Source organism: Comamonas jiangduensis, assembly GCF_030162955.1.
Classification (GTDB): domain Bacteria; phylum Pseudomonadota; class Gammaproteobacteria; order Burkholderiales; family Burkholderiaceae_C; genus Comamonas; species Comamonas jiangduensis.
The window spans coordinates 1-13,570 of record NZ_JARXOV010000009.1; the positions used below are offsets into that span (position 1 = coordinate 1).

Here is a 13,570-nt window from a genome sequence, read left to right on the forward strand (position 1 = left end):
GTGCGTCACCACCCGCTCGCCGTAGCGCGAAGCCGTGCGCCCCATGGCCAACAAGCGAATGCCTGCCGAAGGCATGAACACATCAAACACCAACGCTGTGGCTGGCACCAAGCCCGCAATGGCGGTGGCTGCAATGAACCAGCCCGATAAACCTAGCAGCGCCATGCCCATCAGCACCGTCAGCGCGGCCATCAGCGCACCGCCCCACCACCAGCGCCGTGGTGCCATATGGCGGAGCATGCGCGCCATATCGCGCAAACGGGTGTGCTGCATCATGCGAATGCCTCCTGCACCGCAGGGGCCAGGTGAATGGTGCGATCCATCATGGCCGCCAAGGCGGGGTCATGGGTGGCCACCACCAAGGTCTTGCCCTGCGCCAAGGCGCGCAGCTGGTGCATGACTTGCTGTGCGGTTGCAGGATCGAGATGTGCGGTTGGCTCGTCCACCAGCCACAGGCCGGCCTGCTGGTGCAAAGCCATGCGCGCCAAGGCCAACCGCACGGCTTCGCCGCCGGACAGACCTTGCCCACCTTCTCCCAAACTGCTGCCTTGCCGCTGCGCCAAGGCGGTACTGAGGCCCGCTTGCTCCAAAGCCCGCGCAATATCTTGGGGCTGCACACCTTCGCGCCCCAGCGCCACATTGCGCTGCACGCTGCCGGCAAAGATATGGGCTTGCTGCCCCATCCATGCCATGCGGGCGCGCAATGCAGGCCAACGGGCTTCAGCAACCGGCTGTCCATCCAACTGCAGCTGATCGGCAGCGACTGGCAGCAAACCTGCCAGCTGGGCCAGCAGCACCGACTTGCCCGCACCGCTGGGTGCCCAAACCGCCACATGCTCACCCGCGTGGATGTGCATATCCAGTGGCGCCAAAGCGGCTTGCCCATCGACCGCGATTTCCAGCTGTTGCGCCTGCACGGCCATGGCACCGTGCGCTTGCGCATCGGGCGCATTCTGCACATCGGCTTCGTGTGTGGCCAACGCTGCGGGCAAAGGGATGCGTTGCTGCCCTAAAGCTTGCAAACCTTGCATGGCGGCCTGGCCTGCCGCACGGTCATGCCACACGGCAGACAACTCACGCAGCGGGTCAAAAAAACTGGGGGCCAGCATCAGCACCCACAGGGCTTGGCCCAAACTCAGCGGCTTGCCCCAAGCCCCAAAAGGCAAGTTGCCCAGCAGATGGAAACCGATATACATGGCCACCATGGCCACGCCCAAAGCCGAAAACAGCTCCAGCACCGCAGAAGAAAGAAAGGCGATGCGCAGCACACGCATGGTGCGTGTGCGCAGCGACTCAGCATGGGTGCGCAAGCGCTGCGCCGTTTGCGGCACGGCATGCAGCGCACGCAGGGTACCCAGGCCCCGCAGCCGGTCCAGCAAAAAGGCATTCATCTGCCCCAGCTCCACCATCTGCGCTTCGCTGGCAGCTTGGGCCCGCCAGCCCACAATCGCCATAAACAAGGGAATCAAAGGCGCGGCGCACACCAGAATCAATGCAGCCAGCCACGACTGGGTTGCTACCGCCAACGCAATCACGGGCGCCACCACCATCACGCGCCACTGGGCCGGCTGATAGCGTGAGAGCCAAGGCACGATGGCTTCGGCCTGCTCGGCCAAGGCGCTGGCAGCCCAACCTGATGGAGCACGCAGGCGATCCAGCGGTGAGGTTTGCACCACCGCTTGCAAGGCCTGACTGCGCAACCGACTCACCTGGGCACGTGCATGCTGGTACGTGATGCGTGTGCCCAAGCCTTCGCACACCGCACGCAGCACGCCCAAAGCCGCCACTGCCAGCACTTGCAGCCACAGATACTGCAAAGCCTGAGCATTCGCAAAACATTGCACCGCCCACGCGATCACTGCCGCCTGGGGTAGCCACAGCAAAGACGACAGCACCAGCCACCAAGTTCCGGGCTGGGGGCGCCGCGGATGTGGTTTGGCAGCACGTACTGTCTGAGGCGTATCAAAGCTTTGCATGTTTTCTGATTTTCAGTATTTACTGAAATTTGCGCAAATGCTAGGCACTTCGACAAGGTCGAGATGCCACCATGGTTCATACCCCAGTGAAACACTGTGGTGTGATTGCACTCCAGCATCTTTCAGAAAGCCAGTGTCTTGGCTTATCCATGCTCCAAGCGTGGATGTCACACCCCGGACTTCCACGCATAAAAAAACGGCCACAAGGTCCGTTCCGTACAGGGAGCGCAGCCGTTACGCCGCGTGCAGCAGACGCTGGCGCGCCTCTTGGTATTCGCGCTTGAAACGCGCCACCAGCTCAGCCGCAGGTTGAATTTTGTCGATGCTGCCAATGCCTTGACCACAGCCCCAGATGTCTTTCCACGCCTTGGTGCGGCCCGAGCCAAAGTTCATGGCGCTGGGGTCCGACACCGGCAGGTTGTCAGGATCCAGGCCGGCAGCACGAATGGATGGCGCCAGGTAGTTGCCGTGCACGCCGGTGAACAGGTTGGAATACACCACATCGTCCGAATTGCAGTCCACGATGGCTTGCTTGTACTCTTCAGCGGCACGTGCTTCGTCGGTGGCAATAAAGGCGGAACCGATATAAGCAAAGTCGGCCCCCATGGCCTGTGCCGCCAAGATGGCACCGCCGGAAGCAATCGAGCCCGACAGCGCCAGCGGGCCGTCAAACCACTGGCGGATTTCCTGAATCAGTGCAAACGGGCTTTTCACCCCCGCGTGCCCACCAGCGCCTGCGGCCACGGCGATCAAGCCATCCGCGCCTTTTTCAATCGCCTTGTGGGCAAACTTGTTGTTGATGATGTCGTGCATCACCACGCCGCCCCAGCTGTGCACCGCCTGGTTCACGTCTTCACGGGCGCCCAGGCTGGTGATGACCAGTGGCACCTTGTACTTGGCGCATACCTCCAAGTCATGCTCCAGGCGATCGTTGCTTTTGTGCACGATTTGGTTGATGGCAAAAGGCGCCGCCGGTGCTTCAGGGTGCGCCTGGTTGTGGGCTGCCAGCGCTTCCGTAATTTCTGCCAGCCAGTCGTCCAGCAACTCTGCGGGGCGTGCATTGAGTGCAGGCATCGAGCCCACAATGCCCGCCTTGCACTGGGCAATGACCAGCTTGGGGTTGCTGATGATGAACAAAGGCGAGCCAATCACCGGCAAAGCCAAGTTTTGCAGCACGGCAGGAATTTTGGACATGCAGAAGTCTCCGTTTTCAGTTTGCATAAGAAAATGGCTGCTAGCGCTTGAGGATAAAGCGCTAGCAGCTCACCTTTTTATCTTAAATGTCTGCGCCCATATTCTTCGCAACGGGCGCTGACAGCAGTCACTTTCGCGTCAGAAAGCATCCAGCGCCAAAGCACAGGTACTTTCCCCGCCTGCCAGAATGCTGTCGCGCAAACTGGTGGTACGGGTCAGGATGTGCTCGGCATAGAACTGCGCCGTCACCACTTTGGCCTGCATGAAGGCCACATCCTCGCCCTTGGCTGCTTTGTCTTGCGCCACCAGCAAGGCACGGCCCATCTGCCAGCCAGCTACCAGATTGCCCGTGAGCATCAAATACGGCACGCTGCCCGCATACACCGCGTTGGGCGATGCCTTGGCCTTGCCCGCCACAAAGTCCACCACATCCAAAAAGGCTTCACGGGCATTTTTCAGGCGCAGCGCCATGGCTTGTGCGGCAGCAGTGCCGCTGGCCAGCAGCTGTTCTTCGGTCTTGGCGATCTGGGCAGCAATGTCCTTGGCGTTCTTGCCGCCATCGCGCGCCGTCTTGCGGCCTACCAAGTCATTCGCCTGAATGGCGGTCGTGCCTTCGTAGATGGTCAAAATCTTGGCGTCACGGTAGTACTGCGCGGCACCGGTTTCCTCAATAAAGCCCATGCCACCGTGCACTTGCACGCCCAGGCTGGTCACCTCCAGGCTGGACTCGGTGCTGTAGCCCTTGACCAATGGCACCATGAATTCATAAAACTCGGCATTCGCCTTGCGCACCTCGGCGTCAGGGTGGTGGTGGGCTGCGTCGTACGCTGCAGCTGCCGTGGTGGCCATGGCGCGGCAACCTTCGGTGATGGCGCGCATCGTCATCAACATGCGGCGCACATCGGGGTGGTGGATGATGGCTGCACTGCCCGCCACGCTGCCGTCCACCGGGCGGCTTTGCACGCGGTCACGCGCATACTGCACGGCACGCTGGTAGGCGCGGTCAGACACCCCAATACCTTGCATACCCACGCCGTAACGCGCGGCGTTCATCATGATGAACATGTATTCCAGACCGCGGTTTTCCTCACCCACCAGATAGCCGATGGCACCGCCGTTGTCACCGTACTGCAGCACCGCCGTGGGCGAGGCCTTGATGCCCATCTTGTGTTCGATGGAGACGCAATGCACATCGTTGCGCGCGCCCAGGCTGCCATCGGCGTTGACCAGGAACTTGGGCACCACAAACAGGCTGATGCCCTTGACGCCCTCAGGCGCGCCCACCACACGGGCCAGCACCAGATGGACGATGTTGTCTGCCATGTCGTGCTCACCGTAGGTGATGAAAATTTTGGTGCCAAACACCTTGTAGGTACCGTCAGGCTGTGGCTCGGCTTTGGTACGGACCAAGGCCAGGTCGGAGCCCGCTTGGGGCTCAGTCAGATTCATAGAGCCTGTCCACTCGCCGGTGATCAGCTTCTCCAGGTAAGTGGCTTTCAACTCATCGCTGCCCGCCGTCAGCAGGGCTTCGATGGCGCCATCGGTCAGCAACGGGCACAGCGCAAAGCTGATGTTGGAGGCATTGAGCATCTCGACACACGCTGCGCCAATCGTTTTTGGCAAGCCTTGCCCGCCAAAATCGGCTGGATGCTGCAGACCTTGCCAGCCGCCTTCCATGAACTGCTGGTAAGCCTCTTTAAAACCGGGCGTGGTCGTGACCTGGCCGCCTTCAAAGCTCGAGGGTTGGGTATCGCCCGCAATGTTCAAAGGCTCCACCACGCTTTCGCACAGCTTCGCACTTTCCTCCAGCACCGCCTGCGCGGTTTCCAGGCCAGCATCTTCAAAACCGGGAATCTGCGCCACTTGCTCGAGGTTGGCCAAGTGCTCCATGGCAAACAACATGTCTTTGATCGGTGCGGTATAGCTCATATCGTCTCTCTTATATATAAAAACAGGCCTAAAGCCTTATGCAATCTGCGTAAGCAGCTATCTCTTTATTGGGTAACCTTGCCTTGCGCATTCACAATGCTCAAGTCCACAAACTTGGAGCCCGACTGTGAGCCTGGGCGAAATGTCACCCAATACCCGCCCAGATCGAAAGCATTCAAACCACGCAGGCTGTCTGCCAGGCGCTCACTGTTCAGTGGCTGTGTGCGGCGCATGGCCTCCACCAGCACCTTGGCGTTCACATAGCCTTCCATCATCGCGTAGCTCACGGTGATGTCTTCGGCTTTGGGCTGCTTGGCAACCAGGTCACGAAACTCTTTGTTCAAGCGGTTATTGGCGCGATAGGGGTTGGGCACCACTTGGGCAATCGACACACCGCGCATCACTTCGGGGTGCAGGCGAACCGCAAGCTGCTCAATATCAGCACTGGAGGTTGCGTAAATCTGCGCAGCACCGCCCTCTAGGCGATAAGACTCCACAAACGCGGCCGTCATGGGGCTTGCGGCGACCACAATCACCGCCTGCACCGAAGGCGCCGTCTTTTGCAGCTGATCCACCACGGCCTCTTGGGCCGCCTTGCCTGTTTTCAGCACGCTGCTGGTCAGCAGCTTGGCGCCTTGCGCAGCCACCACCTGTGACACCGCATCCTCCAGCGCCTGTGCTTCTGAAGCTTGGCGCTCGTCGTATACCAGCGCCAGACGGGTCAGCCCCAAAGTTGCCAGATGCTTGGCAATTTTTTCAATTTCATCCATCAGCACAGCACGGGTGCTAAAGAGCTGCGGCGCTTTCAGCACCCGACTGTCGGTGCTGTGAAAACCCACCAAACTGATTTGGGCTTGGTCCAGCAACTTGCTGTCCAGCAATGCTTGCAAATTGCGATTGCCGAAGTAGCCCGCCAACGCAACCGGCTTGCTCTCCTGCAGCAAACGCTGTGTCTGTTTGAGGGTGTCTTCAGGGCTGCCCCGGTCATCCAGACTGACGAGGCGCACGCGCTCGCCTTGCACTCCGCCTGCACGATTGACTTGGGCAAAGTACAAGTTCATGCCCTGCGCATAAGCCTTGCCTTGCACGGAGGCTGCACCGGTCAATGGCGCAACCTGCCCAATGACCCAGTCCGCATGCGCTGCGCACGTACCCACTGCCAATGACAGCGCCAGCCCTAGCTTCTTGAGTGAACGTATTTGCTTGTTTGTCATGCTCCCTCACTACTCACAGCCTGTTGTTGTAGACACTCTCAACCTGCATCCCCCCGGATGCAAAAAGGAGGGGCGCGCCCCTCCTTTTTCTTCGGCCATTTACAGCGCTTGCACCAACTCAGGCACCGCGGTAAACAAATCCGCTTCCAGACCGTAGTCCGCCACCGAGAAGATGGGCGCTTCAGGATCCTTGTTGATCGCCACGATCACCTTGGAGTCCTTCATGCCCGCCAAGTGCTGGATGGCACCCGAGATGCCCGCCGCGATGTACAGCTGGGGCGCCACGATCTTGCCGGTCTGGCCCACCTGCAGGTCGTTGGGGGCGTAGCCCGCATCCACAGCGGCACGGCTGGCGCCAATGGCGGCGCCCAGCTTGTCGGCCAGGGGGGTGATGACTTCGTTGAACTTCTCGGCGCTGCCCAGGGCACGGCCACCGGAGACGATGATCTTGGCGGCAGTGAGTTCGGGGCGGTCGCTCTTGGTCACTTCACGGCCCACGAAGGCGCTCTTGCCCGAATCGGCCACAGCAGCGACAGCTTCCACCGTCGCAGAGCCACCGGTGGCCGCTGCGGCGTCAAAGCCGGTACCACGCACGGTGATGACCTTGGTGGCGTCAGCCGATTGCACTGTCGCAATCGCGTTGCCCGCGTAGATGGGGCGCTCGAAGGTGTCGGCGGCGATCACGGCGGTGATGTCGCTGATCTGGGCGACGTCCAGCTTGGCGGCCACGCGAGGAGCCGCATTCTTGCCGCTGGCGGTGGCGGGGAACAGAATGTGGCTGTAGTTGCCAGCGATGGCCAGCACCTGGGCCGCGATGTTCTCGGCCAGGCCGTCCTTGAGGCTGGCGCCATCGGCGTGGATGACCTTGGACACACCGGCGATCTGGGCGGCGGCCTGCGCGGCCGCTGCGGCGTTCTCACCAGCGACGAGCACGTGCACGTCACCACCGCAGGCCTTGGCCGCGGTCACGGTGTTGAGGGTGGCGCCCTTGATGGAAGCGTTGTCGTGTTCAGCGATTACGAGAGAAGTCATATCAACTCCAAAATTCTTTACGTTCTTGCGAAGTCTGCGCATGGGATGCGGCCTTCAAAACCCGCACGTCTCAAAGCCAGAGACAGCGAGCGAGGGCCGCCCCGACGCGAGGCTGTCGTCCCCCTTGGGGGAAGACGCGCAGCGGCTCAGGGGGTTAGATAACTTTCGCTTCGTTCTTCAGTTTGTCCACCAATGTGGCAACGTCAGGAACTTTGACGCCGGCGCCACGCTTGGCGGGCTCGGCCACCTTCAAGGTCTTGATGCGGGGTGCGACGTCCACGCCCAAGTCTTCGGGCTTGACGATGTCCAGCTGCTTTTTCTTGGCCTTCATGATGTTGGGCAAGGTGACGTAGCGGGGCTCGTTCAGGCGCAAGTCGGTGGTGATGATGGCGGGGGTGCTCAGCGCCAGAGTTTCCAGGCCGCCGTCCACTTCACGGGTCACATTCACTTTGTCGCCGGCGACTTCGACCTTGGAGGCAAAGGTGGCTTGGGGCAGGTCGGCCAGCGCAGCCAGCATCTGGCCGGTCTGGTTGTTGTCGCCGTCAATGGCTTGCTTGCCCAGAATCACCAAGCCGGGTTGTTCCTTGTCCACCAGGGCCTTGAGCAGCTTGGCCACGGCCAGGGGCTGCAGCTCAGCATCGGTCTCCACCAGGATGGCACGGTCAGCGCCAATGGCCATGGCGGTGCGCAGGGTTTCCTGGCACTGGGTCACGCCGCAGGAGACGGCGATCACTTCGGTGACCACACCTTTTTCTTTGAGGCGCACGGCTTCTTCCACCGCGATTTCGTCAAACGGGTTCATGCTCATCTTGACGTTGGCGATGTCTACGCCTGTGCCATCGGATTTGACGCGAACCTTGACGTTGTAGTCCACCACGCGCTTGACGGGTACCAATACCTTCATGCTGCTGCTCCTTGGATCGGTGTGATTGCAGATTGTTTGAATTGACGTAAACGTAAATCAACGAGCATTCTATGCGGCGTTGCAGCAATGCCGTCCAGCATTCCTTACGCAGACAGTCGCACTAAAAAGAACGATCGTTCCATTTTATGCATGCATCGCGCCAGATAGCGATGCAATTTGCACAAACTAAGTGCTTTCCCTAGGCAAACTCGAAGCGGCGGCTGGCGCACCCGCCGAGGCCACTGCGCCATCTGGATGGGGCAGAAATTGCACGATTTGTTTGGGCACGGGCAAGCTAACGCCTGCTTCTCGCAAACTTTGCAGCAACGCCAAATTCACCTGCGACCGTATATTGCCCTGCCCATTTTGGGGATCATTGATGTAGTAACTCAGCGTGAATTGCAAACCATGCTCTACAAAATCCACCAACTGAACGGATGGCGCGGGGTTGCTCAACACACGGGGCTGACGACGCGCTGCGCCCAGCAAAATGTCACTCACCAGCACCTCATCGCTGTCCATACCCACGACGATGGTGGTACTGAGCAAAAACTGCCGATCGGATTGCGAGAGGTTTTCCACACGCTGGGTGATCAACGTCTCATTGGGAACGATCGCTTCGCGCCCATTGCTGGCTCTAATCAGGGTAAAACGCGTTTTGATGTCGGTGATGCGACCTTCAAAGCCGTCCACCCGCACGTTGTCGCCAATACGCAATGCTCGCTCCAGCAACACCAGAAAGCCACTGACATAGTTGGATGCGATTTTTTGCATCCCAAAACCCAAACCAACGCCCACAGCACCGCCCATCACAGACAGCGCGGTCAAGTCCACCCCCACCCATGACAGCGAGATCAGCAAGCCCATGGTAAGCAGCACCACTTTGGTGATGTTCATCCCCACCTTGCGCATCGACAAATCACTGACCCAGCGATTGATGACATGCTGCTCAAACAGGCTGGCTATCCACAGCACAAACACCATCATCAACCCTGCAGACAACACACCCTCAATCAGGTTCAGCAAGTTGATTTGTGATTTTCCAATGGTCAAGCTGATGGACTCAAGCTGCCCCGTAACTGCGGGGAGTAGCCCCAATGTCTGCAATACGGCTACACCCCACACTGCCCACGAAAAAACCTTTTCCAGCAAGCGCATGCTGGTGGACTGCGGAAATGTCTTGCTCAAGACCCGTGCAACAAAGCGAATAATGGTCAAAGAAAACAGCAGCGACACTGCCACCCGCAGCCAGAAAACAGGCATGTAATGGGTCACCACCAGTTGCGCGCTATAGATCAGCAGCAGTGCCAGCAAGGGAAACATGGCACCGCTCACAGGGCGATGACCAAACCAAATCGCCGATGCACGCCCCTTATCTTTCAGACTTGCACCCCACCAACGCACACCAACGTAGGCCAGTAACAAGCCGCCCACGACGATAAAAAACTCCAGCCAAGCGCTGGAGTTGTTGAAGTCATCGATGAGCTTGTCAAAAATATCCATGGCCTATATTTACGTTGAGCAATCGCACCTTATGTCCACCCCCCGGTGCACATTGCCTATCAGCCTGCAAGACTTTGCTGCCTTGGCTTAGCTGCGCCAAGATGGAGATCGTTTTTGCGCAAAGGCTTGCGCGCCCTCCTGAGCATCAGCATCCATCATGTTGCAGGCCATAGTTTCGCCCGCCAGCACATACGCAGCTTCCAAGCCCATCTCTCGCTGCCGATACAGCAAAGCCTTACCCATACGCACGGCGGTTGCAGGCTTTTGCACAATCGATTGCACCAGCTGCTCAACATGCATATCTAGTGCTTCTGGAGCCACTGCACGGTTGACCAAGCCCTGCGCTTGTGCCGTTGCTGCGTCTATAAAGTCTCCCGTCAGGAGCATTTCCATCGCCTGCTTGAACGGCACGTTGCGCACCAACGGCACGCTGGGCGTTGCACAAAACAAGCCGTAGTTGATGCCGCTGGTGGCAAAACTGGCCTGGGTGCTGGCCACTGCCAAATCACACTGTGCCACCAGTTGGCAGCCCGCTGCAGTGGCCATGCCATGCACCCGCGCAATCACCGGCACAGGCAACTTGGCAATGCTGAGCATCATGCGCGAGCATTGTGCAAACAGCGTTTGATAGTAGGCTAGCTGTGGCTGGGCCGCCATGTCTTTCAAATTGTGCCCGGCACAAAATGCTTTGCCATTGGCCGCCAGTACCACGACACGCACGCTGGCATCCTGCGCAATGTCATTGAGCGCATCTTGCAGGGACTGCAGCATGGCGCTACCCAAAGCGTTAAAACGCGGCGCATCATTCAAGGTCAACTTGACTACGCCGCGCGCGTCACGGGTTTGCAGCAACAAATCACTCATGGTTTAGATATCCGCTAAAACGCGCAAATGTGCTTCCACGCTGCGAGCCAATGGCCCCATCATGTAGCCACCTTCCAGGCAAGAAACCACACGCCCTTTGCTAAAGCGCCGCGCCACGTCTTTGATGCGCTCGGTAAGCCAGATGTAGTCGTTTTCCGTGAGGTTGAGCTGTCCCATATCGTCATCGCGGTGGGCATCAAAACCTGCACTGACAAAAATCATTTCTGGCTTGAATGCTTCCAGACGCGGAATCCACATCATCTCCACCAGCTCGCGGATATCCATCCCCTTGGTATAGGCCGCTACCGGAATATTGAGCATATTGGCTGCGGGCTCTTTGTCCCCACTGAATGGGTAGAACGGATGTTGAAAAAAGCTCACCATCAGCACACGTTCATCGCCAGCCAATATGTCTTCGGTGCCGTTGCCGTGGTGCACATCAAAATCAACAATGGCTACCCGCTTGAGGTTGCGCCTGTCCAAAGCATGCAGTGCAGCAATGGCCACATTGTTGAAAAAGCAAAAACCCATGGCTTTGTCACGCGTTGCGTGGTGCCCAGGGGGGCGAATCGCACAAAAAGCATTTTCCAAACTGCCATCAATCACTGCATCGGTGGCGGCCACCGCCGCACCCACAGCGTGCAGCGCAGCATTGAAGGTGTGAGCGTTGATGGAAGTGTCGGTATCCAGCTGGGTGTACTCGGGGCCGCCGGCGGCCTGCTCTTCCACCAAACGATCCGTCAAACCTCGCAAAGCCGCCACATGCATGCGATCATGGGCTAGCTCGACATCGCTCAAGGCAGCTTGAGGTGCATCAATTCGCTCCAATCCATCCAAGACCCCTGTCATGAGCAAGCGGTCTTCAATAGCATCTAAGCGCTGCGGACACTCTGGGTGTCCGGGCCCCATTTCATGCTGTCGGCACGAACGGTGAGAAAAATAGCCAGTCTTGCCCACTTTCCTGTCCCCTAACTTCTTTGTTTTCGGATACGTTTTGCACATGAATTTGCACAAAATCCGGTTTCTTTTGGATCAGCTTAACACGGTGATCGTTGGTAAAAAACAGCAAGTACAAGACTGCGTTGCCTGCCTATTGGCGGGTGGGCACTTGCTGATTGAGGATGTTCCAGGCGTGGGCAAAACCACGTTGGCCCATGCTTTGGCACACGGCTTTGGCCTGAAGTTCTCGCGCGTGCAATTCACTTCGGACCTGATGCCTAGCGACCTCACCGGCGTCTCCATCTATGAACGCTCCAGTGAAAACTTCGTCTTCCACCCCGGCCCGGTCTTCACGCAGGTACTGCTGGCCGACGAAATCAACCGCGCCAGCCCCAAAACACAAAGCGCTTTGCTGGAAGCCATGGAGGAAAAACAAGTCTCGGTGGAAGGAAAAACCCATGCCTTGCCCCAGCCGTTTTTTGTGATTGCAACGCAAAACCCCCAAGAACAACTCGGCACATACCCGCTGCCTGAAAGCCAGCTTGACCGTTTCTTGATGCGCATCAGCTTGGGCTACCCGGATCGCAACGCAGAGTTGCAACTACTGCGCCACCATGGGCACCGTGAACACGCCGATGCGCTGGTGGCCCAAATTTCTGCGCAAGAGCTTGTCGAGCTGCAGCAAGCCGTGCTCCACATTCATGCCGCAGAGCCTTTGCTGCACTACATCCAGGACTTGCTGGAAGCCACGCGCAACGGGCAATGGTTTGTACAAGGGCTCTCTCCGCGCGCAGGCATTGCCTTGCTGCGTGCTGCCAAAGCGAATGCCTTGATCGCGGGGCGCGACTATGTCTCGCCAGACGATGTGCAAGCCATTTTTGTGCAAACCATGGCACACCGCCTGCATGCTTTGGCGCGCTCTGGCCGCGGCACCCCGGAGCAAGTGCGTGCCATGCTGGATGCGGTGGCCATTCCCTGATGCCAGATAGCCACCGCCCTACCCGCAGCAAGTGGCGGCAAGCCCTTCACAACTGGGCCACGCGCCGCCAACAAGCCAGCGCCCAGCACCTGCTGCGCCAGCGCAATATCTATGTTCTGCCCTCCCCGGCCGGGTGCGTGCTGGCAATCACGCTGCTGGTGCTGCTGATTGCCAGCATCAACTTCCAGCTCAATCTGGGCTATGCCCTCACATTTTTGATAACAGGCAGCGCGCTGGCCAGCTTGTGGATGGGGCACCGCAACGTGCGAGGCCTGGCATTGCGCCTGGGGCCTTTACAACCCGTATTCCAAGGGGAGCGGGCTACGGTTCCAGTCTTGCTGCACGCCGCCCACGGCTTGTACCACCGCCACGGCGTGTCGCTGGCCATGAACCGCTCGCAAGGCAAGCTGGCATGGGTGCACACCGATGTTGAAGCTGGCTCTACCACTACCGTTGCACTGGGCAGCGTGCCGCACCTACGCGGCTGGCATCGCGTGCCACGTGTGGTGATTGAAAGCCGTTTTCCGCTTGGCGTTTTTCGCCTGTGGAGCTATTGGCAGCCCGATGGCCGGGTGCTGGTGTACCCCGCCCCTGAAGTGCCGCTACCGCCCATTCACTACGACGAGGCCTCTGAACCAGGCTCCCCCCTGCCCCGCAGCGCAAGCAGCACCGACCACGATGGCGTGCGCAGCTACCAGCGTGGCGATGCACTGCGCAGCGTGGTCTGGAAAAAAGCCGCCACGGCACTGGCAGCAGGCAGCGGTGATTTGGTGGTGCGCAACAGCTATGCACAGCACCACCAGCGACTGTGGCTGCAAGCCAAGGCCACCGGTTTGCAGGACACCGAGGCGCAAATTGCGCGACTGACCGCCTGGGTTTTGCATGCCCACGAGCAGCAGTGGCAGTGGGGGCTGCAACTGCCCAGCGGCCTAGAGATTGCACCCAGCAGCGGCGATGCGCATTTGCATGCCTGCCTGGCTGCGCTGGCGGTGGATGGAAAAAGCGCGCTCCATGACTAAACCCAGCACCACATTGG

11 protein-coding genes and 1 pseudogene are annotated in these 13,570 nt (G+C 59.2%); 2 read left to right on the forward strand and 10 right to left on the reverse strand.

Going from position 1 to position 13,570, the window contains the following annotated elements; genetic code table 11:
* From QEP12_RS08695 to QEP12_RS08740, 10 genes and pseudogenes are all read right to left on the reverse strand, one after another.
* Nucleotides 1-276, reverse strand: a pseudogene (locus QEP12_RS08695) (ABC transporter ATP-binding protein); the annotation flags it as partial.
* Nucleotides 273-1,976: a thiol reductant ABC exporter subunit CydD gene (gene cydD, locus QEP12_RS08700; protein ID WP_284213995.1), complete on the reverse strand. Its 1,704-nt coding sequence runs from the start codon at nucleotides 1,974-1,976 to the stop codon at nucleotides 273-275. The gene cydD and the pseudogene QEP12_RS08695, both read right to left, overlap by 4 nt.
* A 234-nt stretch (nucleotides 1,977-2,210) precedes the next feature.
* Entirely contained in the window at nucleotides 2,211-3,170 is a 960-nt protein-coding gene (locus QEP12_RS08705) for an NAD(P)H-dependent flavin oxidoreductase (RefSeq protein ID WP_219164122.1), read from the reverse strand.
* Between the two features lie 138 nt (nucleotides 3,171-3,308).
* Complete coding sequence (locus tag QEP12_RS08710; RefSeq protein WP_284213997.1) at nucleotides 3,309-5,099, reverse strand: acyl-CoA dehydrogenase C-terminal domain-containing protein; 1,791 nt, start codon at nucleotides 5,097-5,099, stop codon at nucleotides 3,309-3,311.
* 65 nt (nucleotides 5,100-5,164) lie between these two features.
* Nucleotides 5,165-6,313: an ABC transporter substrate-binding protein gene (locus tag QEP12_RS08715; protein WP_284213998.1), complete on the reverse strand. Its 1,149-nt coding sequence runs from the start codon at nucleotides 6,311-6,313 to the stop codon at nucleotides 5,165-5,167.
* 99 nt (nucleotides 6,314-6,412) lie between these two features.
* Nucleotides 6,413-7,345 carry an electron transfer flavoprotein subunit alpha/FixB family protein gene (locus QEP12_RS08720; protein WP_284213999.1) on the reverse strand — a complete coding sequence of 311 codons (933 nt, stop codon included), beginning with the start codon at nucleotides 7,343-7,345 and terminating at the stop codon, nucleotides 6,413-6,415.
* Between the two features lie 154 nt (nucleotides 7,346-7,499).
* On the reverse strand, nucleotides 7,500-8,249 hold the full coding sequence (locus tag QEP12_RS08725; RefSeq protein ID WP_284214000.1) for an electron transfer flavoprotein subunit beta/FixA family protein: 750 nt from the start codon (nucleotides 8,247-8,249) through the stop codon (nucleotides 7,500-7,502).
* 186 nt (nucleotides 8,250-8,435) lie between these two features.
* Nucleotides 8,436-9,752, reverse strand: coding sequence for a mechanosensitive ion channel family protein (locus QEP12_RS08730; RefSeq protein ID WP_284214001.1), 1,317 nt, complete (start codon nucleotides 9,750-9,752; stop codon nucleotides 8,436-8,438).
* A gap of 87 nt (nucleotides 9,753-9,839) precedes the next feature.
* Entirely contained in the window at nucleotides 9,840-10,616 is a 777-nt protein-coding gene (locus QEP12_RS08735) for an enoyl-CoA hydratase (RefSeq protein WP_174863911.1), read from the reverse strand.
* Nucleotides 10,617-10,619: 3 nt separating this feature from the next.
* Nucleotides 10,620-11,573 carry a histone deacetylase family protein gene (locus QEP12_RS08740; RefSeq protein WP_257469217.1) on the reverse strand — a complete coding sequence of 318 codons (954 nt, stop codon included), beginning with the start codon at nucleotides 11,571-11,573 and terminating at the stop codon, nucleotides 10,620-10,622.
* 43 nt (nucleotides 11,574-11,616) lie between these two features.
* On the opposite strand from QEP12_RS08740, the gene QEP12_RS08745 reads away from it, so the two are divergent.
* Both QEP12_RS08745 and QEP12_RS08750 read left to right on the forward strand, forming a co-directional pair.
* Complete coding sequence (locus tag QEP12_RS08745; protein ID WP_284214003.1) at nucleotides 11,617-12,534, forward strand: AAA family ATPase; 918 nt, start codon at nucleotides 11,617-11,619, stop codon at nucleotides 12,532-12,534.
* On the forward strand, nucleotides 12,534-13,553 hold the full coding sequence (locus QEP12_RS08750) for a DUF58 domain-containing protein (RefSeq protein WP_284214004.1): 1,020 nt from the start codon (nucleotides 12,534-12,536) through the stop codon (nucleotides 13,551-13,553). The genes QEP12_RS08745 and QEP12_RS08750 overlap by 1 nt, the downstream gene beginning before the upstream one ends.
* Nucleotides 13,554-13,570: the final 17 nt, after the last annotated feature.